Below are 21,787 nucleotides of genomic sequence, written 5' to 3'. Positions count from 1 at the left end.
GATGTCAGGAATTCCGCACGACCATTACCAGCCGAACACCGGCGGTGAGCGCTGGCTTCATCGCCGTCTTCCGATCGTGGGCCTGCTCTACGACACGATCATGATCCCGACGCCGAAGAACCTCAACTGGATGTGGATCTGGGGCATCGTCCTCATGTTCACTCTGGTTCTTCAGATCGCCACCGGCATCGTGCTGGTGATGCACTACACGCCGAACGTCGATCTGGCCTTCGCCAGCGTCGAGCACATTATGCGTGACGTGAACGGCGGCTTCATGCTGCGCTACATGCACGCCAACGGCGCCTCGCTGTTTTTCGTCGCCGTCTATGCGCACATCTTCCGCGGCCTCTACTACGGCTCGTACAAGGAACCGCGCGAGGTCACCTGGATCATCGGCATCCTGATCTACCTGCTGATGATGGGCACCGCCTTCATGGGCTACGTGCTGCCCTGGGGCCAGATGTCCTTCTGGGGCGCCACGGTGATCACCGGCCTGTTCGGCGCGATCCCCTTCATCGGCGAGACGATCCAGACCTGGCTTCTGGGCGGGCCCGCGGTGGGCAACTACACCCTGACGCGCTTCTTCAGCCTGCACTACCTGTTCCCGTTCGTGATCCTTGGGCTCGTCATCGTGCACGTCTGGGCGTTCCACCACACCGGCAACAACAACCCGACCGGGGTCGAGGTGCGCCGCACGTCGAAAGAGGAAGCCGCCAAGGACACCGTGCCGTTCTGGCCCTACTACGTCCTCAAGGACCTCTTCGCGCTGGCCGTGATCCTCGCGGTGTTCTTCGCCATCGTCGGCTTCATGCCGAACTACCTGGGCCACCCCGACAACTACATCGAGGCCAACCCGCTCCAGACCCCCGCGCACATCGTGCCGGAATGGTACTTCCTGCCGTTCTACGCCATCCTGCGCGCCTTCACCTCGGAAGTCTGGGTGGTGCAGATCGCCTCGTTCGTCACGGGCGGGATCATCGACGCCAAGTTCTTCGGCGTGCTGGCCATGTTCGGCGCGATCGCGGTGATGGCGCTGGCGCCCTGGCTCGACACGTCGTCGATCCGCTCGGGCCGCTACCGGCCGATGTTCAAGTGGTGGTTCGCCCTGCTCGTCGTGGACTTCTTCGTCCTGATGTGGTGCGGCGCCATGCCGGCCGAGGAGCCCTATGCCTCGATCTCGCTGATCGCCGCAGCCTACTGGTTCGCCTACTTCCTGGTGATCCTCCCGCTTCTGGGCGTCATCGAGAAGCCCGCGCGGCAGCCCGCCACGATCGAGGAGGATTTCAACGCGCACTATGCGCCGAACACCGGCGGGTCGCAGACCCTGGTGAAACCGGCCGAGTGAGAAAGGACCCGCTGACAATGCTCAAAGCGATCACCATCTCCGCGGCCCTCGCGCTCGGCCTCACGGCCGGCGCGGTGCAGGCGGCCGAGAGCGAAAGCCACGTCGTCGACTACGACTTCTCGTTCGAAGGCCCGTTCGGGACCTACGACTCGATGCAGCTCCAGCGCGGCCTGCAGGTCTATACCGAGGTGTGCTCGGCCTGCCACGGGCTGAGGTACGTCGCGTTCCGCTCGCTGGCCGAAGACAGCGGCCCGAACCTGCCGGCCGACCAGGTGCGGGCCTATGCCGAGTTCTACGAGGTGTGGGACCCCGACCTGTTCGACGGCGAAGGCGACTTCCGCCCCGCCAAGCCGACCGACCACTTCCCGGAAAGCGCGATGAACAACGCGCCCGACCTCAGCCTGATGGCAAAGGCGCGCGCGGGCTTCCACGGCCCCTACGGGCTGGGCATCAACCAGTTCTTCCGTGGCATCGGCGGGCCCGAGTACCTGGCCAGCGTGCTGACCGGCTATACCGGCGAAACGCGGGAAGAGGCCGGCGCGGTGCTGTACGAGAACACTGCCTTCCCCGGCGGCTGGATCGCGATGCCCCCGCCGCTCTACGGCGACGACGTCACCTATGCAGACGGCGCGCCCGCGGATGTCGAGAGCCTATCCAAGGACGTCTCGGCCTTCCTGATGTGGACCGCTGAACCCAAGATGATGGCGCGCAAGCAGGCCGGCTTCGTCGGGGTGATGATGCTCACGGTACTCGCCGTGCTGCTTTACCTGACGAACAAGCGCATCTGGGCGCCGCTCAAGCATCGCACGAAAGAGGGCGACACGGCCTGATCCGCCACCGCCCGAGAAACCACGAAGCGCGCCCCTCCGGGCGCGCTTTTTCGTTTTCGCATCCCCTGCCCCGCCCCATCTTCGGTCCGGAAGTATCCTCGGGGGTGAATGCGCCTGAAGGGCGCAGAGGGGGCAGACAGCCCCCTTCCGATCTTTCGTCGGAAGATCGGCCAGCGTATTTCGCAGAAATTTCGGCTCGCCTCAGGCCCTCGCGGCCTGCGCCCGCCGCCGCGCCCCGGGCTCGGCCAGCATCAACATGGCCGGCGTGACCACCAGCGTCAGCACCGTCGCCACCACCAGTCCGCCGGCGATGGCGCTCGACAGCTCGGTCCACCATTGCGTCGACGGCGCGCCGTAGACGATGGCGCGAGCGAAGAAGTCGATGTTCACCCCGATCACCATGGGCATCAGCCCCAGTGCCGTGGTGGCCGAGGTCAGCACCACCGGCCGCAGGCGCAGCGCCCCGGTTCTCAGCGCGGCTTCGAGCGGCGACAGCCCCTCGCGGCGTAGATCGTTGTAGGTGTCGATCAGCACGATGTTGTTGTTCACCACGATTCCCGCCAACGCGATCACGCCGATGCCGCCCATCACCACGCCGAAGGGCCGCCCCGTGACCAGCAGCCCCAGCAGGACGCCCGCGACCGAGAAGATGATCGCCGACATCACGATCAGCGCCTGCCGGAAGCTGTTGAACTGCAAAAGCAGGATGGCGAACATCAGCCCGATGGCGGTGGCGAAGGCTGCGGTCAGGAAGCTCATCGCCTCCTGCTGGTCCTCGGCCTCGCCCGCGAAGGACCACGCCACATTGTCCGGCAGGTCGGCGCGCATTAGCGCCTCGCGCAGCGCCTCGATCTGGTCGTTTACCAAGAGCCCCGGCGCGACGTTCGCCTCGATCGAGATGACGCGCTCCTGATCGATCCGCTTGATGGTGCCGGTGCGCGGCGCCGGCTCGAAGCTGACGAAATTCGACACGGGCACCAGACCCGCGTTCGTGGGCACACGCAGCGCCTGAAGTTCCTCCAGCGTCCGGTCCCCGGCGGGGAAGCGCACCCGGATGTCGACCGGCCCCTCGGCATCGTCGGGGCGATAGTCGGCGACGGTAATGCCCTGCGTCAGAAGCTGCACCGCCTGGCCCAGCAGCGACACGTCCGCGCCGAATCGCGCGGCCTCGGACCGGTCGACCTGCACACGCCATTCGACGCCCGGCAGGGGCCGGGTGTCGGTGATGTCGGTGAAGCCGCCCAGCCGCTCCATCTGCGCCAGCGCCGTCTCGACCGCCTCGGCCTGCGCCAGCGGGTCGTTCGACACGATCTCGAGGTTGACGGGCTTGCCCGCCGACGGTCCGCCGGACTGCGTCTGCACCTGCACGTCGATGCCCGGGATCTCGGCCATCTGCGTCCGGATCTGTGCGCCGATGGCCTCGGCCGCGCGCCGCTCGTCCCACTCGATCAGTTCCAGCTGGATGGTCCCGATCACCTCTTCCCCCGCCTGCCGATCAGCGCTCGACCGGGCGTAGACGCTGGCGATCTCGTCGTACTCCAAAAGCCGCGCCTCCACCGCGCGCACCAGGTCGTCACGTTCGTAGATCGAGAAGTTGTCGCGCGCGCGCACCGTCACCTGCATGAACTCGGGCTCCGGCTCGGGGAAGAAGGTCAGCCCGTGCCCGAAACTGGCATAGGCCGAGAACGCCCCAAGCAGCAGTGCCACCGCCAGCAGCACCGTCGTCAGCGGCCGCAGGATCGCCCATTGCAGCACGCGGACATAGCCGCCGGTCCAGCCGCCGATGTCGCGGGGATCGCCATGCTCGGCGGCGAAAAGCGCCCGCTTGGCCGACGCGGGCTGGGGCTGTCGCCGCCCGATGATCCCGCCCATCACCGGGATGAACACCAGCGCCATGGCCAGCGAGGCCGACAGCGTCAGAATCACCGTGATCGGCAGGTATTTCATGAACTCGCCCACCACGCCGGTCCAGAACAGCAGCGGGAAGAACACGCTGAGCGTCGTCGCGGTCGAGGCGATGATCGGCCAGGCCATCCGCTTGGCGGCATGAGCATAGGCCGCCTTCGGCGGGTCGCCGTCGTGCAGCCGCCGATCCGCCAGTTCCACGGTGACGATGGCGCCGTCGACCAGCATGCCGACCACTAGGATCAGCGAGAACAGCACCACGATGTTCATCGTGTACCCCAGCGCATAGACCGCCGCGACACCGGCCAGGAAGGCGCCGGGAATGGCCAAGCCAACCAGCACGGCCGAACGCAGGCCCAGCGCCCAAACGATCACCACCATCACCAGGATGATCGCCGCCAGCACGTTCGACTGAAGGTCGGCCAGCGTCGTCTCGACCTGTTCGCTTTCGTCCTGAAGATAGGTGATGCGCACGCTCTCGGGCCACTCGCCGCGGCTGGTTCCGATGACCTCCTTCACGCGCGCCACCGTCTCGATGATATTGGCGCCGACGCGCTTCTTGACCTCGAGCGCCAGCGCCGGCTGCCCGTTGATCCGGGCGAAGCTGGTCGGATCCTCGAAAGTCCGGCGCACCGTGGCCACATCGCCGAAGGTCACGACCGTGTCACCGCGCACCTTCACGGGCAGCTCCATCACGTCGCCGACCCCCTCGATCAGGCCCGGCACCTTGAGCACGATTCGCCCCGCCTCGGTCTCGATGGCGCCCGCGGCGATCAGGCGGTTGTTGCGGTTGATCTGCGCGATCAACTCGTCGAACGAGAGGGTGTAGGTCTCGAAGATCGTCGGATCGATCAGAACCTCGAGCAGTTCGGTCCGCGCGCCGCCCACATCGACCTCGAGCACGCCCTCAACCGCCTCGATCCGGTCGGTCAGGTCCTCGGCCAGGTCGTTGAGCGTGCGCTCGGGCACCGGACCGGACAGAATCGCCGTCAGGATGGGGAAGAGCGCGGTGTTCACCTCGTTCACGCTGGGCTCGGTCGCCTCCTCGGGCAGTTCCTCGGCGGCGCGGTCCACCGCCTCGCGCACGTCGGAGACGGCCTCGTCCGCGTCGAAGCCCGGCTCGAATTCCAGCGTGACCGAGGCATAGCCCTCGCCCGCGCTGGCCTCCATCTGCTCGACGCCCGTCAGGGACCCCAGCTCGGTTTCCAGCGGCTCGACCAGCAGCCGCTCGGCATCCTCGGGCGAAATGCCTTCCAGCGTCGTGACGACGTATATGACCGGGATCGGCACCTCGGGCGCGCTTTCCTTCGGGATGGCGACATAGGACACGCCGCCGACCATCAGGATCAGGCCAAGAACCAGCGCCACGAAGCGCGAACGCGAAAAGGCCGCGTCGATCAGCCCGTTCATTCCAGCGCCTCCGCCGTCTCGGCCTCGACAGCGCCGGCCTGCGTGATGTCGACCTCGGGCTGCGGCGCGACCAGTTCGCCCGCGCTGACGAAGCCTTGCCCCACGGTGATGATCTCTGCCTCCTGCGGCAGGCCGGCGACCCAGACGCCGTCGGTCTGAGCGCGCACGATCTCGACCTCGTGGAACACCACACGGTCGTCCTCGCCCACCGTCTTGACGCCCAACTCGCCGTCGGGGCCGAGCGAAAGGATCGCGGGCGACAGGAAGTGCGCCACGGCCTCTCCGGTGGGGATGCGTACCTCGGCGCTGACGCCGGCCGGAATGTCCGAGTCCTCATTCGGCACCTCGATCTCGGCCAGGAAGGTGCGCGTCTCGGCTGCCGCGCTGGCGCCGACAAAGACGACCTCGCCTGTGGCCTGCTGGCCGGTGATGAACGACACCTGCGCGGGCTGCCCGACCTCGAGCGCGGCCAGCGATTGCTGCGGCACCTGGATCGCGACGGTCAGCGGCACCGCATCCACGACCTCGGCCACCGTCGCGCCGGCGGTGACGAATTCGCCCTCCTCGATCGGCAGCGCCTCGACCCGGCCGGCGAAAGGCGCGCGCACGAACGTGGCGTCCAGCGCGTCTTCGGCCGCCGCTACCTGCGCGCGCACCGCCGCCACGGTCGACCGCGCCTGCGCCACCCGGTCCACGGTGCCGGTGCCGCGGTCAAGCAGGGTCTCGGCGTTCTGAAGGTCGCGCTCGGCCCGGCGCAGCTCTTCCCGCGCGCCCTCCAGGTCGGCCTCCTGCCGCGCCGGGTCGAGCCGGGCGATCAGGTCCGCGTCCTCGGCCATCGCGCCCTTGCGCACGGCGAGCTCGACGACCTCGCCCGCGGCCTCGGCCAGCACGACGGTGCGGCGCTGGGGCAGTGCCTGCCCCTCGGCTGTGAAATACTGCGTCACGGGCTCGGCCGCCGACTCGCGCACCGCCACGGCCACGGCGCGCGGGGCCTCGCTCACCGGCGTGGCGCTCTCGGTCTCCTCGCTCGGCAGCACGAAGCCGCTGGCCATCCACGCCACCAGGGCGACCACCAGCGCGGCGGCAATCCACTTCGAACGCGAGGCGCCGCGGTCGCTGTCGAAGGTCAGCGGCTGGCGCGCGCCGCGGTCGTCGGGGATGTCGGGCAAAGGCTCGGCTCCGTTGCAGGGCGTCCGCGGCCGCGGACATGTCATAGCACATAGGGATGCGGCCCGCTGTCGCCAGCGGGAGCCATTCCGATTCAACAGGCACTCAGCTTTCGGGTTCCGGCTGCGCCTCAGGCGTGCGCGCCGCCCGCGTCAGCGCCGCCTGCGTCATCACCGGGCCGATCAGCTCGAACGCGACGGTCGTGCCGATCGTGACGGCCAGGATCACGTCGCCGTGCTGCGGGAACCGCTCGCTCGCCACCAGCGCCATGCCCACGGCAACGCCGGCCTGCGGCATCAGCCCCATGCCGGTCAGCACCCCGCGCCGCCCGCTGAGCCCGGCCAGCCGGCCGCCGCCCCAGCCTCCGGCCAGCCGCCCCGCGATCCGCAGCACGAAATACGCCACCCCCAGCAGCCCGGCGGCGCGCAGATGCTCGACCTCGAGCGAGGCGCCGGCCATCACGAAGAACAGCAGCAGGAACGGCCACTCGATGCGCTCGATCTCGTGGAACGGCTGGTCGTGGTGCCGGGCGAGGTTCACGACAACCGCTCCGCAAACGATTCCCGCCAGCAGGTACGACAGCTCGAGCCACAGCGCGATTCCGGCGATCAGGAACACGACGCCCAGCGCCTCGAGCAGAGTTGGCTCGCCCGGCTTCAGCCGCCCGGTCAGGTAAGCCGCCGGTACGCCCACGATCAGCCCCAGCGCCACTGCACCGCCGGCTTCGCGCGCGCCGTGCGCCAGCGCGCCGTTCGCCTCGCCCCCGGCGATCACGCCGGCGGCGGTCAGGGCGGCGCTGAAGATCACCAGTCCCCAGACGTCGTCGATCGCCACGATGCCCAAGATCGTGCGCGCGAACCGGCTGTCACGCAGCGGCGACTGCCGCACCACGTCGCGCGTTGCCGCCGGCGCGGTCGCGGTCGAAATCGCCCCCAGCATCACCGCCAGCACGACGGGCGCCCCGATCAGCCAGAGCCCGCCCGCGACGATCATCATCGACAGAAGCGCCAGCGTGACTGAGACGATCATGATCTCGCGCCCCTGCGCCGCCAGCGTCCGCCGGTCCAACGACCCGCCCAGCAGGAAGGCCACCATCGTCAGCGCCGTGGGTGCCAGCACCGCGTTCGCCCGGTCGATGTCGAGCGGCAGCAGATCGAGCCCCGGCCGCCCCAGCGCCACGCCCAGCAGGATCAGCAGCGTAACCCGCGGAACGTGCACCCGGTGGCCCAGCGCGTCGAGCGCGAGACCCGCCAGGAACAACACGCCGATGGCGGCCAGGACAGGAGCCCACTCCATCGCATTTCCCCTTCACCACAGCGATCTTCCGCCTCTTTACGCGGTCGGCGGCACCCTGCTGCCGCCGCTCTGGCCTCGCCTTGACCTGCGTCAACCGGGCCGCACCCGCCCGGCGCAAGGACGAAATCCGCCTTGACGGGCCACACCCCGCGCACGCAAAGATGAGGGCGCATGGTGCCCCCCGTCCCGCGCCCAAGCGCGAGGGGGCCAAATGGGAATGCAGTGAGGGCGACCCAAGCCGGGGCCCGAAGCCGCAGCCGCCCCCGCGACTGTAAGCGGAGAGCGCCCGTCAACTACGCCACTGGGGCTTCCCGGGAAGGCAGACGGAGCGTGACGACCCGCAAGCCAGGAGACCGGCCATGCACGGGCGCGACAGCGTCCGGCCTGCATAACGGACGGGGTGTTCCGTGAAGGGTAAGCCTGGCACGCGACGGGCCGCCTTTCGACGAGACCCCCCTTTCTAACGAACGGACCGAAAGGGGACAGACATGAAGAAACTGCTTGCACCGGCCCTGGCGCTCACCGCCACGCCCGCCCTCGCCCACCACCCGCTCGGCGGGATGGAGATGACGACCTTCGCCCACGGCGTGCTGTCGGGTGTTGGCCACCCGATCCTGGGCTTCGACCACCTGTTCTTCGTGGCGCTCATGGGCATCGCCGCCGTCTTCACCGGCCGCGCCGCCACCGCGCCGCTGGCCTACATCGCCGCCATGATCGCGGGCGTCGTCATCGCCACCTTCGGCCCCGCCCTGCCGCTGGCCGAGGCGGTGATCGCCGTCTCGCTGCTCGCCCTAGGCGGCGTCGTCCTGTCGGGCCGCGCGCTGTCGGCCCCCGCCGCGCTGGCGCTTTTCGCCGGGTTCGGGCTGTTCCACGGCTCGGCCTTCGGCGGTGCCATGGCCTCGGCCGAGGCGGGCGCGACACTTCCGGTCCTCGCCGGTTACCTGCTGGGCCTCGCCGCGATCCAGTACGCCGTCGCCCGCGCCGCCGGCTGGGTGGCGCAGAACGTCTGGCAGGCGACCGACGCGGGCGCGCTCCAGCCCCGCCTCGCCGGCGCCGTCGTCGCGGGCGTGGGCCTGTTCCTGTCGCTCGAAACCGTCGAGGGCGCGCTTTTCGCCTCGCTCGGCTGGGGCTGATCCCCGCCACATGACGCCCGACACGGCCCTCCGCGCCCCGCGCGGAGGGTGATCCCCTTCCCGGAGACCTCCCGCATGCCCGCCAAGATCCCCGCCACCATCGTCACCGGCTTCCTCGGCTCAGGCAAGACGACCCTGATCCGCCACCTGCTGGCCAATGCCGACGGCCGCCGCATCGCCCTGATCATCAACGAGTTCGGCGACCTCGGCGTGGACGGCGATATCCTGAAGGGCTGCGGCGACGAGACCTGCACCGACGACGACGTGATGGAGCTGTCGAACGGCTGCATCTGCTGCACCGTGGCCGAGGACTTCGTGCCCACCATGCAGAAGCTCCTGGCCCGCGGGACGCCCCCCGACCACATCGTGATCGAGACCTCGGGCCTGGCCCTGCCGCAGCCGCTGGTGCGCGCCTTCAACTGGCCCGAGATCTCGACCCGCGTCACCGTGGACGGCGTGGTGACGGTGGTGGACGGCAAGGCGGTGACCGAGGGCCGCTTCGCCCACGATACCGCAGCGGTCGACCGGCAGCGCGCGATGGACGACAACCTCGACCACGAGACGCCCCTGTCCGAGCTCTTCGACGACCAGATCGCCTGCGCCGACATGATCGTGGTGAACAAGACCGATCTGCTGGACGAGGCCGAGAAGACCGACCTCCTGTCGAAGCTTGAAACCGACAGCCGCGCCGGCGTTCACGTTGTTCCGGCCGTGATGGGCCGCCTGCCCGCCGATGTCCTCCTCGGGCGCTCCGCCGCCGCCGAAAGCGACATGGAGGGGCGTCACGAGGTGCACCATCACCACCACGACGACGAGGACGACGACGACCACCATCACGACCACGACGACTTCGAGAGCTTTGTGGTCACGCTGCCCGAGGTCACCGACCCCACGGCCTTCGCCGAGCTGGTGTCCAGCACCATCCGCGCCCACGACATCCTCCGGCTCAAGGGCTTCGCTGCCGTGCAGGGCAAGCCGATGCGCCTGACGCTCCAGGCCGTCGGACCGCGGATCGAGACCTACTTCGACCGTCCGCTCGCCGCCAACGAACCGCGCGAGGCGCGGCTTGTCGTCATCGGCCAGGCCGGCCTCGACCGGGAGGCGATCACCCGGGCGCTATCGGCATGAAGCACGATCCAGCGCCGCTCGTCATTCGCCCGCTGCACCCGCTGACCGCCGACGCCCGCGCCCTCATCGACGCGAGCCAGATGGCCCTGCTCGAGGTCTATCCCCCAGAGGAGTGCTTCTCCAGCACGGCCGAGGAGCTCGCCGTCCCCGGCGCCCAGTTCTTCGCCGCCTACCTGGGCGACGCGCCGGTGGGATGCGTCGCGCTGGTGGACACCGGCCGCTACGGTGAGGTCAAGCGCCTCTACGTCGCGCCCGAAGCCCGCGGCCGGGGCGTCGGCACTGCGCTGATGGACACGCTCGAAACTGCCGCCCACGACTTCGGCCTGCCTGTGCTCAAGCTCGAAACCGGCGAGGCCCTCGCCGCCGCCTGCGCCCTTTACCGCGCGCGCGGCTACGTGGAGTGCGAGCCCTTCGGCGGCTACCCCGACATCGAGTCGAACCTGTTCCTGGAAAAGCCCCTCTGACACCCGGTCCAACGGGCCACGGAGCCTTCTGATGCACCTCCTCGCCGCTACCCCCGGCGCGATCGACGACGGCACCGAACCGGTCGACCTCGGCCAGGATCCCGCCGACGTCGTCGTCCTCTCCGCCGCTGACACCGAGCTCGCCGCGCTGAGCGAGGCGCGCGCCGAGATGGAGACGCCGCCGACGCTGCGGCTGGCCAGCCTCAACCACCTGCGCCACCCGATGTCGGTGGACCTGCACGTCGAGCGCTGCGCCACGAGGTCCCGCCTCGTCGTCGCCCGCCTGCTGGGCGGCGCGGGCTACTGGCGCTACGGGCTCGAACAATACGCGGCCCACCTCCACGCCGCCGGCGTACCCTTCGCCGCCCTGCCCGGCGACGACAAGCCCGACGCCGAGTTGCGCGGCCTCTCCACCGTCTCCGACGCTGATTACGACGCGCTCTGGGCCTACCTTGTCGAGGGCGGGCCCGAGAATGCCGCCAACTTCCTGCGCCACGCCCGCGCCATGCTGGACGGGGCCGAGGCGCCGCCGCCCGCCAAGCCCCTCCTGCGCGCCGGCCTCTACTGGCCCGGCGCCGGCACCACCGACCTCGCCACCTTGCGCGAAAGCTGGACCGAGGACGCGCCCGTTGTCCCGATCGTCTTCTACCGCGCGCAGGTGCAGGGCGCGGGCCTCAACCCGATCAACCGCCTCACCCGCGCGCTCTTGCGCCAGGGCCTCAACCCGATGCCGATTTTCGTGGCCTCGCTGAAGGACCCGCTCTCGGCCGCCACGCTCGAGGGCCTCTTTGCTGAGGCGCCGCCCGAGGTCATCCTGAACTGCACCAGCTTCGCCGTCGGCTCGCCGCACGACGGCGGCAGCGCCGATAACCCGCTTGCCGCGCCCTTGGCCAACGCCGCGCCAGTGTTCCAAGTCGTCCTCGCCGCTTCCTCCGAACAGGCGTGGGAAGAGGGCGAAAGCGGCCTGTCGGCCCGCGACATCGCCATGAACGTGGCGCTGCCCGAGGTGGACGGCCGCATCCTCGCCCGCGCTGTCAGCTTCAAGGGCGAGGCGTTCTTCGACGACGCCACCCAGTGCCCGATCGCCACTTATCGCGCCCGCGGCGACCGCATCGATTTCACCGCCCGCCTCGCCGCGAACTGGACGCGCCTGCGCAGAACCAAGCCGCAAGAGCGCAAGGTCGCCCTGATCCTCGCCAACTATCCCAACAAGGACGGCCGCCTCGCCAACGGCGTCGGCCTCGACACCCCCGCCGCCACGGTCCACGCCCTCCAGCGCCTCGCCGCCGAAGGCTACGCCATCGATGTCGCCCCCGCCGACAGCGCCACCCTGATGGACCGTCTGATGGCCGGCCCCACCAACTGGCTCACCGACCGCGCCGTCCGCGCGGGCGGAGAAACGCTCCCCCTCGACACCTACCTCGCCCATTACAAGACGCTCCCCTACGCCCTCCGCCAGAAGATCGAAGAGCGCTGGGGCGGCCCCGAGCAGGACCCCTTCCTCTCTGGTCCTCAAATATCCCCGCCGGAGGCTTCGCCCGAAGGGCGAAACGGGCATGAGAAGGCCGTATTCCACCTCTCGCTCCACCGCTTCGGGAACGCGGTGGTCGGCCTGCAGCCCGCCCGCGGCTACAACATCGACCCGACCGAAACCTACCATTCGCCCGACCTCGTCCCGCCGCACAACTACCTCGCCTTCTACATCTGGCTGCGCGAACACTGGGGCGCGCACGCGGTCGTCCACATGGGCAAGCACGGCAACCTGGAATGGCTGCCGGGCAAGGCGGTGGCGCTGTCCGACGCCTGCCTGCCCGAGGCGGTGCTGGGCCCGATGCCGCATCTCTACCCCTTCATCGTCAACGACCCCGGTGAGGGGACGCAGGCCAAGCGTCGGGCGCAGGCGGTCATCCTCGACCACCTGACCCCGCCGCTCACGCGGGCCGAGACCTACGGCCCCCTGCGCGATCTCGAGGCGCTGGTGGACGAGTATTACGAGGCCGCCGGCGTCGATCCCCGCCGCATCGCCCACCTGCGTGACGAGATCCTGTCGCTGGCGCGCACCACCGGGCTGGATGCCGACGTCGGCATGACCGGCGGGGATGCCGAGGGCGACCTCGCGAAGCTCGACGCCTATCTCTGCGAATTGAAAGAGGCGCAGATCCGCGACGGCCTGCACATCTTCGGCCGGGCGCCCGAGGGCCGGCTGGAGCGCGACCTCGCCCTCGCCCTGCTCCGCACGCCGCGCGGCGACGGCAAGGGCGGCAACGCCTCGCTGATCCGCGCGCTGGCCATCGACCTCGCGCTCGACTTCGACCCGCTCGACCCCGACATGGCCGCCCCCTGGACCGGCCCGCGCCCCGAAGCCCTCGCCGCCGTCTCCGACGCCACCTGGCGCAGCACCGGCGACACGGTAGAGCGGCTGGAACTCCTGGCCCAGAAGCTCCTCGACAGCGAGGTGGCCCGCCCAGGGCCGACGAGCGATACCGTGCTGCAGGAGGCCGAACGCACGATCCGCCCCGCCATCACCGCTTGCGGCCCGGCCGAGATCGACGCGCTCGTCGCCGGGCTGAATGGCCGCGCCATCACCCCCGGTCCGTCCGGCGCGCCCACGCGCGGGCGGCCCGACGTGCTGCCCACCGGCCGCAACTTCTTCTCGGTCGACAGCCGCGCCGTGCCCACGCCCACCGCCTGGTCACTAGGGTGGAAGTCGGCCAGCCTGCTGATCGACCGGCACCTGCAGACCCACGGCGACTGGCCCCGCGCCATGCTTCTGACCGTCTGGGGCACGGCGAACATGCGAACGGGCGGCGACGACATCGCGCAGGGCCTCGCGCTGATGGGCGTGAAGCCGCAGTGGGATAGCGCCAATCGCCGCGTCACGGGGTTCGAGGTGATCCCCCACACCGCGCTCGGCCGCCCGCGCGTCGATGTGACCTTCCGCGTCTCGGGCTTTTTCCGAGACGCCTTCCCGCAGCAGATCGCGCTGCTCGACAGCGCCGCGCGCGCCGTCATGGCGCTTGATGAGCCCGAGGACGTGAACCCCGCCGCCGCCCGCGCCCGGGCCGAAGGCTCCACCGCCCGTGTCTTCGGCTCGAAGCCGGGCGCCTACGGGGCGGGTCTGCAGGCGCTCATCGACGAGCGCATCTGGTCCGACCGCGCCGACCTGGCAGACGCCTATCTCGACTGGGGCAGCTATGCCTATGGCGCGGGCGAGGAGGGACGCAAGGACCGACGCGCCTTCGAGACCCGCCTGTCCCAGACCGAGGCCATCGTCCAGAACCAGGACAACCGCGAGCACGACCTGCTCGACAGCGACGACTATTACCAGTTCGAAGGCGGCGCCGCCGCCGCCGTCGCGACGCTCCAGGGCCAGGATCGACCCATCTACCACAACGACCACTCGCGCCCCGAACGCCCGCTGATCCGTACCCTGGAAGACGAGATCGGCCGCGTCGTCCGCTCGCGCGTGGTTAACCCGAAGTGGATCGAAGGCTGCAAGCGCCACGGCTACAAGGGCGCCTTCGAGATTGCGGCGACCGTCGATTACCTTTTCGCCTTCGCCGCCACCACGCGCGCGGCAAAGAACCACCATTTCGACCTGGTCGAGTCCGCCTTTCTGGAAGACGACGCCACCCGTGAGTTCATCGCCGACGCCAACGCGCCTGCGCTGCGCGAGATCGCGGAGAGGCTACAGGAGGCCATCGACCGCGGCCTCTGGTCACCGAAGTCGAACTCCGCCCGCGCGCGTATCGACGCCCTGCGCAGCGGCTAGCACACCAGCTCCGCCCGCTGAATCGATTGGTCGCCTTCCAGCGTCCCGGCGGCGATCCCGCACCCCGTGGTGCGCCGGATCGCCGTCACGCTTCGTCGGAAGACCCCGGCCTTCGACGGCAGCCATTCGAAGCCCGTCCGGTGCACCTCCACCCTGTCGCCCAGCCGGTGCACGGTGAAGGTGCTGCCGCCGACCTCCACCGCCTGCGTCTCCGCATTTCGGAAGGCAAGGCTTGGGCCGGAACAGGCGGCGAGGAGAAGGAAAAGCACGGTGTATCTCATGTCGCCGATCCTCGCTCACAACAGTTAATCCCGGCTTAACCTGCCCGGCTTGCCCCGCGCGCCGCAGTCTCTAGGATCGCCGGGCCGACCGGAGCCCGTGCATGATCCTGAACGTCACCATCCTGCTTCTCTTCCAACTCGCCGGCGAAGTTATGGCGCGCGGGCTCGGTCTGTCGGTCCCCGGACCCGTGCTCGGCCTTGCCGGCCTCTTCGCGTTGCTCCTCGCCCGTCCCTCGCTCGCCACCCGCATGTCGAAGACAGCGAACGGCCTTCTGGCGCATCTCTCGCTGCTGTTTGTCCCCGCCGGCGTCGGCGTCGTAGGCCACCTGGGCACCTTCGGCTCCGACGGGCCCGCCCTCCTCGCCGCGCTCGTGGGCAGCACCGTGCTCGCTATCCTCGCCGCCGTCGCCGCCTTCCTCGCCGTCGCCCGCCTTACCGGGGCCGCCGATGAGTGACGTGACCGACCTCTGGAGCTACCTCGCCCGCGAGCCGCTCCTGTGGCTGACCGCGACGCTCGTGGCATACGTCATCGCGGACGCGACGGCGGAGAAACTGAAGCGCCACCCGCTCGCCAACCCGGTGCTGATGGCGGTGATCCTGCTGGCCACCCTGCTCGCGGCCACAAGCACCCCCTACGCTACCTATTTCGAGGGCGCGCAGTTCGTGCACTTCATGCTGGGCCCCGCGACCGTCGCTCTGGCGTTGCCGCTCCACGCCAACCTCAAGCGGATCCGGGCCAGCCTGCTGCCCATGCTGGCCGCGTTGTTCGCCGGGTCGCTGACCGCCATCCTCTCGGCCCTCGGCATCGCCGCCGCGTTCGGCGTCCGCGGCGAAACGTTGCTGTCGCTCGCGCCGAAATCGGCGACGGCGCCCGTGGCCATCGGCGTTTCCGAGGCGATCGGCGGCGCGCCGACCCTCACCGCCGTGCTGGTGATCCTGACCGGCATCATCGGGGCCATCGTGGCCACGCCGATCCTCAATGCGCTGAAGATCACCGACTGGCGCGCCCGAGGCTTCGCCGTAGGTGTCGCCGCACACGGCATCGGCACCGCGCACGCCTTCCGCGTCCACCCCACCGCCGGGGCCTTCTCGGGCATCGGCATGGGGCTGAACGCCCTGCTCACCGCGATCCTGGCGCCCCTCGTGGTCGCCTGGCTACTCTGACCCCGGAGGACGACATGACCGACGATCCCGACCGCCACGCGCAGAAGATGGCCAAGAAGAAGGCCGCGCGCGACAAGATCATGGCCACCAAGACCGACGAGAAGGGGCTGGTGATCGTCCACACCGGCAAGGGCAAGGGCAAGTCCACCGCCGCCTTCGGCATGATCTTCCGTTGCATCGCCCACGGCATGCCCTGTGCCGTCGTGCAGTTCATCAAGGGCGGGATGAGCACGGGCGAGCGCGACCTGATCCTCGACCGTTTCCCGGACGTCTGCCAGTTCCACACAATGGGCGAAGGCTTCACCTGGGAGACGCAGGACCGCTCGCGCGATACCGAGATGGCGCAAGCGGCGTGGGAGAAGGCGAAGGAGCTCATCCGCGATCCCGCCAACCGCATGGTCCTGCTCGACGAGATCAACATCGCCCTGCGCTACGACTATGTCGACGCGGCCGAGGTCGCGCGCTTCCTGGCCGAGGAGAAGCCGCCGATGACCCACGTGGTCCTGACCGGGCGCAACGCCAAGGACGAGATCATCGAGATCGCCGACCTGGTGACCGAGATGGAGCTGGTGAAGCACCCGTTCCGGTCCGGCATCAAGGCGCAGATCGGCGTCGAGTTCTGAGAAGCGGCGGGAGCGGGCCGCGCCGCCCGCTCCCGCCGCGTTTCGCAGCGAAGCTAGAAGCCCAGGATCAAGGCCACGTTCAGGCTTTGGTCGGTGTCGTCGAAGCCCGGCAGCGGGTCGGTGTTGTGCTCGACCTGATAGCTGATCCGCGTGGTCAGCGTGTTCGACACCTCGAAGTTCACGCCGAGGTCGTTCCAGTAGGTCGTGTTCTCGTCCGACCCCAGGATCTCGGTATCGTTCGTCAGCGCCACGGTGTCGGTCAGCCCGTAATAGACGCGCGAAGCGGCGATCCAGGCGAACTCGGTATTGTCGTCGCCGGTCTGGTCCTCGGTGTACCGCCAGCCGGGGCCGGCCTGCACTCGCCAGGTCAGGTCGGGCTGGTTGATGATCCGGTAGCCGGGCCCGAGGCCGATGAAGGCGTCGCGCTCGATCGTGTCGAAGTTGTCGTACTCGAACCGCCCGATGCCGAAGGCATAGAAGCGCGGCGTGAAGTACCGCGTGCCTTCATAGGTGGCGTAGAACTCCTCCTGGTCCTTGTCGCCGTCCGATTCGCCGTATTCCCCGGCCAGCCCGAAGCTGTGGACCCAGTTGCCGATGCCGTAGGTCAGGCGCCCGGCGATGGACAAGTCGCCTTCGTCGGTGTTGCCGTCCGAGACCGAGCCCGACAGCGCGAACGACCCGCGCCAGCCCTGTGGCACCTGGTTCGGGCCGAAGCGGTCGGCATCGCGCCCCTCGGCCAGGTCCTCGCGCACATCGAGCTCGATATCCTCGATGCGCTCGTCCAGCGCCTCTGTCCCGATCAGCGTGCCCTGCGCGAGGGCGGGCGCGGCAGACAGCAGGGGCAGCAGCGCCAAGGTGTAAGTAAGTTTCTTCATGATGCGACCTTGAGAAAAGCATTGTGAGCCGCCGGAAACGGGCGGCCGAAGACTGAGTACGCATTGCACTTGAAATGAACTGCATCTTCATGATGCACGGGCGCGGGCGAAAGGCCGCACGCGTTTTCGCCGCACCGGCCGCGATCGGCGCCAATCCGCCGACCGCGGCACGCGTCAGCCGCCGCGCACCTCGCTGAGGGTCGCGCCGGGGCTCAGCGCCTCGGGGTCGAGCCGCAGCTCGATCACGGCGAGCGTGCCGGAGGCGCGGGCGCGGGCGAAGGCCTGCGGGAACGCCTCGCCATCCTCCACCACCTCGCCGTAGCCGCCATAGGCGCGGGCGAGCGCGCCGAAATCCGGGTTGGCCAGGTCGGTGCCCGAAACCCGGCCGGGATACTGCCGCTCCTGGTGCATCCGGATGGTGCCGTAGCGGCCGTTGTTGCAGACGATGACGACGGGTTTCGCGCCGTGCTGCATGGCCGTCGACGCCTCGTTCAGCGTCATCTGGAAGCACCCGTCGCCCGCAAGGCATACGACCGTGCGGTCCGGATGCGCGATGGACGCCGCGACCGCCGCCGGAAAGCCATAGCCCATCGAGCCACTCGTCGGCGCGAGCTGGGTGCCGAAGCGGCGGAAGCTGTAATACCGGTGCAGCCACGCGGCGTAGTTGCCCGCGCCGTTCGTGACGATGGCATCGTCCGGCAGGTTCGCGGCCAGCCAGCCGACCACCCGCTCCATCTTCACCGCGCCCGGTGTCTCCTTCGGCGTCTGCCAGGCCTCGTAGTCAGCGCGAGCCGCCTCGGTCCACGCCGCCCAGTCTCCCGGCGCAGGCGGATCGGCGGCAAGCGCAGCGACCACGTCGGCGGCCTGCGCCACCACGGCCAGGTCCGAGCGGAACACCCGCCCGATCTCGTCCGCGTCGGGATGCACGTGGAGGATGGTCTTGCCGGGCTGCGCGGGGTCGAGGTGCTCGTACCCGCCCGTCACGATATCGCCCAGCCGCGTGCCCAGCGCCAGGACCAGGTCGGCGTCGCGCAGCCGCTTGGCCAAAGCCGGGTTCGCGCCCACGCCCAGGTCGCCCACGTAGGACGGCGATCGGTTGTCCATCCGGTCCTGCCGCCGGAAGCTGACGGCCACGGGCAGCTTCGCGGCCTCGGCGAACGTCTTCAGCGCGTCGGCGGCCTCCTGCGACCAGCCGGGGCCACCGGCCACGACCAGCGGATGTTTCGCGCGCGAAACATTCTCGACAATTTTAACGATCTGCTCCGGCGTGGCCCGCGACACCGCCGGCGCGGTGGGGGCCAGGTCGGGCACGTCGGCCTGCGCCGAAAGCATGTCCTCGGGCAGTGCCAGCACCACCGGACCAGGGCGGCCCGATTGTGCCACGTGAAACGCCCGCATCACGTATTCCGGCAACCGCTCGGTCTGGTCCACCTCGGCCACCCACTTCACCAGCGGGCCGAAAAAAGCGCGGTAGTCGACCTCCTGAAACGCCTCGCGGTCCCGGTGGCCCCGCGCGATCTGCCCCACGAAGCAGACCATCGGCGTCGAGTCCTGCATCGCAACGTGCAGCCCCGACGAGGCGTTCGTCGCCCCGGGCCCGCGCGTGACGAAGACGACGCCGGGCGTGCCGGTCATCTTGGCCGTGGCCTCGGCCATCATCGCCGCACCGCCCTCCTGCCGACAGACCACGTTCCCGATGCCCAGCTCGTGCAACCCGTCGAGCGCGGCCAGGAAGCTTTCACCCGGCACCGAAAACACCCGCTCGACGCCATGCGCACGCAGCGCCTCGGCCAGGATCAGGCCGCCATGTCTCAGTGCCACAGGTTTCGCTCCACGTCGCCCTCGAACCCCTGCGAACAGAAGCCGCCGCCTTGGAACCGATCCCCCACCGGGTCCGGCGCGCCATCGCCCTTCACGGCGTCTGCTGCCCAGTGCTCCGCATCAAAGGCGGGCCGATAACCCAGGGCGAAGGCGGCGGAGTTGTCCCACCACGTCCGCGCGTTGCCAGAGGCTCCGAAGACCACCTGGTTGTGCACCTCGGGATGCTCCAGCCCGATGACACATAGCTGCATCAGGTCCTCGGGGTGCAGCCACATCGACAGCCGGCGGGTGTCGGCGGGCTCCATGGCGACGTTGCCGATGCGAATCGAGAGCGTGCCGATCCCGTGCTTGTCGGCATAGAGCGCGGCCAGCGCCTCTCCGAAGGCCTTCGAAACGCCGTATAAGCTGTCGGGGCGCACCCGGTCGTCCGCCCCGATCCGCCGGTGGCGGCCATAGAAGCCGATGGCGTGGTTGGAAGACGCGAAGACCACCCGCTTCACGCCGGCAGCCCGCGCGGCCTCGTAGAAGGTGTGGAGCCCGGCGATGTTCGATGCGTTCACGGTGTCCCAGTCCGCCTCGACCGGCTGGCCGCCCAGGTGGATCACCCGGTCCACGCCCTGCAGCGCCGCGGCGATGGCCTGCGGATCGCTCAGTTCGGCCTGCCGGAACTCCTCGCCCTCGACAAGGTCCGTCATCTCGGCCCGGTCGCTCAGGATCACACGGCCATAGCATTCGCGCAGAAGCGGGCGCAGGAAGCTTCCCGCGCCGCCGGCCGCACCCGTCATAAGAAGATCGCCCATCTGGTCTCCTCCGTTCTTGCCCGTGCCGCGGTGCGGCTTACTTCCCCGCGCAACAAGACGGGGGAACTCGCGATGTTGCTTGGCATCTCGGGGTCGCTGCGTAAAGGCGCGACCAACACGAAACTGGTGCGCGAGGCCGCGCGCCTCTACGGCGGGCCATTCGCCCTGGCTGACGTGCGCCTGCCGCTTCTGGACCAGGATCTGGAGGACGAACACGGCATCCCGCCCGAGGTTCAGCGCCTCGCCGACCAGGTGCGCGAGGCCGAGGCGGTGGTGATCTCGTCGCCCGAATACAACCAGTCGCTCTCGGGCGTGCTGAAGAACGCGCTCGACTGGATCAGCCGTACGGAGGGGTCGCCCTGGCGCGGCAAGCCGGTCGCGCTGATGTCCGCCGCCGCCGGCCGCGCAGGCGGCGCGCGCGCGAACTACGCCCTGTGGCTGGCCATGGCGCCTTTCCGCCCGCGCGTCTCGACCGGGCCCGAAGTGCTTGTCGCCGACGCCCGCAAACAGTTCGACGACAACGGCTGCCTGACGTCCGAGCGCTATCTCAAGACCCTGACGGAGGCGATGGAGACCCTGCGCCGAGAAGCCCGCAGCGGCTGACGCCCCCCCTGTCCATCTTCGGTCCTGAAATATCCCCGCCGGAGGCACCGCGCCGGGCGCAGCCCGGCGCGAAAACAAGGGTGTCGCGCCGCAGGCGCGGCCGCGTTCTTACCTCAGACTCGCCGCGACCCCGAAGCCCTCGGGGATGCGGCCCCGCCCCTCCAGCACCAGATCCGCCATCACCTGCCCGGCGAGCGGCGCAATGCCGAAACCGATCTTGAAGCCTCCGTTGGCGATGAAGTGGCCGGGGCGGTCAGGCCACGCCCCCAGCATCGGCGCACGGCTTTTCGCGCGGGGTCGGACGCCGGCCCAGCGGTGCAGCACCCGCGGCTCGGCCAGCGCCGGGACGGCGGCGCGGGCACGGGCGACGACGTCGTCGAGCGCGGCGTCGGTCGCGGACGGATCGGCGTAGTCTCGTTCGCTGGTCGAGCCGACCGCGGTGGTGCCGTCGCCGTGGGGCACGACGTGCAGGCCGTCCACGAAAAGCTGCGGCGCGTCGCGCACGTCGAGGTCCAGCACCGCCGCCTGCCCCTTCACGCCGGTCCCGACGTTCCTCCCGAGCTCCCGCGACAGCGTCTCGAGCCCCGCCGCGCCGGTGGCCCAGACGACTGCGCCCTCGTCCCCGGCCTCGCGCACGACCTCGCCGCCCAGCGCCTGCACTGCGGCGGCAAGGCTCGCCACCGCCTGCGCCGGGTGCAGGCGGGCGGTGAGCGTGTCGCGGACGAGGACGCCCGAGGGCGACGGCGGCACCCACGCTCCGGCCTCGGCCGCCGGGATCACCTGCCAGGCCGCCTTGCCCTCCCACAGCTCCGCAGCCCCCGCCTCGCGCGCGCGCGCCAGCTCCACGGCGCGCGCATCGGCGAGGGATTGGAGGCGGCCGGTGGCGGCATAGCCGGAGGCCAGGCCCGACAGCGCCTCGACCTCGGGCCAGAAGCTGCGCGACAGGATCAGGCTCTCGAACTGGAACGCCTTCTTGGGGTTCCAGCCCTCGGGCACGTGGGGGGCCAGCGCCCCGACCAAGCCGCCGCTTGCCCCCGCGCCGGGGCCGTGCGGGTCGACCACCCGCACCCTTGCGCCGGATTGCAGACAGGCATAGGCAACCGAGAGGCCGAATATCCCGGCCCCCCTGACAGTTACGTCGATGCGCGCCATGACCGGGCTCCTGTTTCG

18 protein-coding genes and 1 riboswitch are annotated in these 21,787 nt (G+C 69.7%); of the genes, 10 read left to right on the top strand and 8 right to left on the bottom strand.

Going from position 1 to position 21,787, the window contains the following annotated elements; translation table 11 throughout:
* Window position 1 precedes the first annotated feature (1 nt).
* On the top strand, window positions 2-1,345 hold the full coding sequence (gene petB, locus BM162_RS08510; protein ID WP_093420410.1) for a cytochrome b: 1,344 nt from the start codon (window positions 2-4) through the stop codon (window positions 1,343-1,345).
* Window positions 1,346-1,362: 17 nt separating this feature from the next.
* Window positions 1,363-2,175: a cytochrome c1 gene (locus tag BM162_RS08505; protein WP_093420407.1), complete on the top strand. Its 813-nt coding sequence runs from the start codon at window positions 1,363-1,365 to the stop codon at window positions 2,173-2,175.
* A gap of 201 nt (window positions 2,176-2,376) precedes the next feature.
* Here the strand turns inward: BM162_RS08505 and BM162_RS08500 are convergent, their stop codons facing one another.
* From BM162_RS08500 to BM162_RS08490, 3 genes are all read right to left on the bottom strand, one after another.
* Complete coding sequence (locus BM162_RS08500; RefSeq protein WP_093420405.1) at window positions 2,377-5,490, bottom strand: efflux RND transporter permease subunit; 3,114 nt, start codon at window positions 5,488-5,490, stop codon at window positions 2,377-2,379.
* A complete protein-coding gene (locus BM162_RS08495; protein ID WP_245759209.1) occupies window positions 5,487-6,659 on the bottom strand; it encodes an efflux RND transporter periplasmic adaptor subunit in 1,173 nt (390 codons plus the stop codon). Before BM162_RS08495 ends, BM162_RS08500 begins: the two co-directional genes overlap by 4 nt.
* Window positions 6,660-6,762: 103 nt before the next feature.
* Window positions 6,763-7,953 (bottom strand): cation:proton antiporter, encoded by a 1,191-nt coding sequence (locus BM162_RS08490; RefSeq protein ID WP_093420400.1) that lies wholly within the window; start codon window positions 7,951-7,953, stop codon window positions 6,763-6,765.
* A gap of 155 nt (window positions 7,954-8,108) precedes the next feature.
* A riboswitch (cobalamin riboswitch) is annotated at window positions 8,109-8,329 on the top strand.
* A 112-nt stretch (window positions 8,330-8,441) separates the two neighbouring features.
* On the opposite strand from BM162_RS08490, the gene BM162_RS08485 reads away from it, so the two are divergent.
* The 4 genes from BM162_RS08485 (at window position 8,442) to cobN (ending at window position 14,450) form a co-directional block, all read left to right on the top strand.
* Window positions 8,442-9,086 carry a HupE/UreJ family protein gene (locus BM162_RS08485; RefSeq protein WP_093420397.1) on the top strand — a complete coding sequence of 215 codons (645 nt, stop codon included), beginning with the start codon at window positions 8,442-8,444 and terminating at the stop codon, window positions 9,084-9,086.
* A gap of 75 nt (window positions 9,087-9,161) precedes the next feature.
* A complete protein-coding gene (gene cobW / locus BM162_RS08480; protein WP_093420395.1) occupies window positions 9,162-10,214 on the top strand; it encodes a cobalamin biosynthesis protein CobW in 1,053 nt (350 codons plus the stop codon).
* Window positions 10,211-10,678 carry a GNAT family N-acetyltransferase gene (locus BM162_RS08475; protein ID WP_093420392.1) on the top strand — a complete coding sequence of 156 codons (468 nt, stop codon included), beginning with the start codon at window positions 10,211-10,213 and terminating at the stop codon, window positions 10,676-10,678. Before cobW ends, BM162_RS08475 begins: the two co-directional genes overlap by 4 nt.
* A gap of 31 nt (window positions 10,679-10,709) precedes the next feature.
* Window positions 10,710-14,450: a cobaltochelatase subunit CobN gene (cobN, locus tag BM162_RS08470; RefSeq protein WP_093420388.1), complete on the top strand. Its 3,741-nt coding sequence runs from the start codon at window positions 10,710-10,712 to the stop codon at window positions 14,448-14,450.
* Here the strand turns inward: cobN and BM162_RS08465 are convergent.
* Window positions 14,447-14,731 (bottom strand): hypothetical protein, encoded by a 285-nt coding sequence (locus BM162_RS08465; RefSeq protein WP_093420386.1) that lies wholly within the window; start codon window positions 14,729-14,731, stop codon window positions 14,447-14,449. The genes cobN and BM162_RS08465 overlap by 4 nt on opposite strands.
* A gap of 101 nt (window positions 14,732-14,832) precedes the next feature.
* Here BM162_RS08465 and BM162_RS08460 point away from each other — a divergent pair, with 101 nt between their 5' ends.
* Genes BM162_RS08460 through cobO form a run of 3 tightly spaced genes read left to right on the top strand, consistent with a single transcriptional unit; the run spans window position 14,833 to window position 16,518 of the window.
* The gene (locus BM162_RS08460; RefSeq protein ID WP_093420383.1) at window positions 14,833-15,186 is read left to right on the top strand and encodes a CidA/LrgA family protein; all 354 of its coding nucleotides are present in this window, start codon (window positions 14,833-14,835) and stop codon (window positions 15,184-15,186) included.
* Complete coding sequence (locus BM162_RS08455) at window positions 15,179-15,895, top strand: LrgB family protein (RefSeq protein ID WP_093420380.1); 717 nt, start codon at window positions 15,179-15,181, stop codon at window positions 15,893-15,895. Before BM162_RS08460 ends, BM162_RS08455 begins: the two co-directional genes overlap by 8 nt.
* Before the next feature lie 14 nt (window positions 15,896-15,909).
* Window positions 15,910-16,518, top strand: a complete 609-nt coding sequence (gene cobO, locus BM162_RS08450) for a cob(I)yrinic acid a,c-diamide adenosyltransferase (protein ID WP_093420377.1) — start codon at window positions 15,910-15,912, stop codon at window positions 16,516-16,518.
* Window positions 16,519-16,571: 53 nt separating this feature from the next.
* On the opposite strand, the gene BM162_RS08445 is transcribed toward cobO, so the two are convergent.
* From BM162_RS08445 to BM162_RS08435, 3 genes are all read right to left on the bottom strand, one after another.
* On the bottom strand, window positions 16,572-17,393 hold the full coding sequence (locus BM162_RS08445) for a DUF481 domain-containing protein (protein WP_093420374.1): 822 nt from the start codon (window positions 17,391-17,393) through the stop codon (window positions 16,572-16,574).
* A 174-nt stretch (window positions 17,394-17,567) separates the two neighbouring features.
* Complete coding sequence (locus BM162_RS08440; RefSeq protein WP_093420624.1) at window positions 17,568-19,208, bottom strand: thiamine pyrophosphate-binding protein; 1,641 nt, start codon at window positions 19,206-19,208, stop codon at window positions 17,568-17,570.
* Entirely contained in the window at window positions 19,205-20,014 is an 810-nt protein-coding gene (locus BM162_RS08435) for an NAD-dependent epimerase/dehydratase family protein (RefSeq protein WP_093420372.1), read from the bottom strand. The genes BM162_RS08440 and BM162_RS08435 overlap by 4 nt, the downstream gene beginning before the upstream one ends.
* Window positions 20,015-20,086: 72 nt before the next feature.
* Here BM162_RS08435 and BM162_RS08430 point away from each other — a divergent pair, with 72 nt between their 5' ends.
* On the top strand, window positions 20,087-20,617 hold the full coding sequence (locus tag BM162_RS08430; RefSeq protein ID WP_093420369.1) for an NADPH-dependent FMN reductase: 531 nt from the start codon (window positions 20,087-20,089) through the stop codon (window positions 20,615-20,617).
* Between the two features lie 108 nt (window positions 20,618-20,725).
* On the opposite strand, the gene BM162_RS08425 is transcribed toward BM162_RS08430, so the two are convergent.
* A complete protein-coding gene (locus BM162_RS08425) occupies window positions 20,726-21,769 on the bottom strand; it encodes an NAD(P)/FAD-dependent oxidoreductase (RefSeq protein ID WP_093420367.1) in 1,044 nt (347 codons plus the stop codon).
* Window positions 21,770-21,787: the final 18 nt, after the last annotated feature.

Source organism: Tranquillimonas alkanivorans (assembly GCF_900115595.1).
Lineage (GTDB): Bacteria > Pseudomonadota > Alphaproteobacteria > Rhodobacterales > Rhodobacteraceae > Tranquillimonas > Tranquillimonas alkanivorans.
The sequence above is the reverse complement of the archived record's forward strand: the minus strand, read 5'-3'. Positions and strand labels throughout refer to the sequence as shown.

Excerpts from the sequence above, each read along its gene's own strand:
- petB (WP_093420410.1), top strand. The coding sequence starts at position 2 with ATGTCAGGAATTCCGCACGACCATTACCAGCCGAACACCGGCGGTGAG.
- BM162_RS08505 (WP_093420407.1), top strand. The coding sequence starts at position 1,363 with ATGCTCAAAGCGATCACCATCTCCGCGGCCCTCGCGCTCGGCCTCACG.
- BM162_RS08500 (WP_093420405.1), bottom strand. The coding sequence starts at position 5,490 with ATGAACGGGCTGATCGACGCGGCCTTTTCGCGTTCGCGCTTCGTGGCG.
- BM162_RS08490 (WP_093420400.1), bottom strand. The coding sequence starts at position 7,953 with ATGGAGTGGGCTCCTGTCCTGGCCGCCATCGGCGTGTTGTTCCTGGCG.
- BM162_RS08485 (WP_093420397.1), top strand. The coding sequence starts at position 8,442 with ATGAAGAAACTGCTTGCACCGGCCCTGGCGCTCACCGCCACGCCCGCC.
- cobW (WP_093420395.1), top strand. The coding sequence starts at position 9,162 with ATGCCCGCCAAGATCCCCGCCACCATCGTCACCGGCTTCCTCGGCTCA.
- BM162_RS08475 (WP_093420392.1), top strand. The coding sequence starts at position 10,211 with ATGAAGCACGATCCAGCGCCGCTCGTCATTCGCCCGCTGCACCCGCTG.
- cobN (WP_093420388.1), top strand. The coding sequence starts at position 10,710 with ATGCACCTCCTCGCCGCTACCCCCGGCGCGATCGACGACGGCACCGAA.
- BM162_RS08465 (WP_093420386.1), bottom strand. The coding sequence starts at position 14,731 with ATGAGATACACCGTGCTTTTCCTTCTCCTCGCCGCCTGTTCCGGCCCA.
- BM162_RS08460 (WP_093420383.1), top strand. The coding sequence starts at position 14,833 with ATGATCCTGAACGTCACCATCCTGCTTCTCTTCCAACTCGCCGGCGAA.
- BM162_RS08455 (WP_093420380.1), top strand. The coding sequence starts at position 15,179 with ATGAGTGACGTGACCGACCTCTGGAGCTACCTCGCCCGCGAGCCGCTC.
- cobO (WP_093420377.1), top strand. The coding sequence starts at position 15,910 with ATGACCGACGATCCCGACCGCCACGCGCAGAAGATGGCCAAGAAGAAG.
- BM162_RS08445 (WP_093420374.1), bottom strand. The coding sequence starts at position 17,393 with ATGAAGAAACTTACTTACACCTTGGCGCTGCTGCCCCTGCTGTCTGCC.
- BM162_RS08435 (WP_093420372.1), bottom strand. The coding sequence starts at position 20,014 with ATGGGCGATCTTCTTATGACGGGTGCGGCCGGCGGCGCGGGAAGCTTC.
- BM162_RS08430 (WP_093420369.1), top strand. The coding sequence starts at position 20,087 with ATGTTGCTTGGCATCTCGGGGTCGCTGCGTAAAGGCGCGACCAACACG.
- BM162_RS08425 (WP_093420367.1), bottom strand. The coding sequence starts at position 21,769 with ATGGCGCGCATCGACGTAACTGTCAGGGGGGCCGGGATATTCGGCCTC.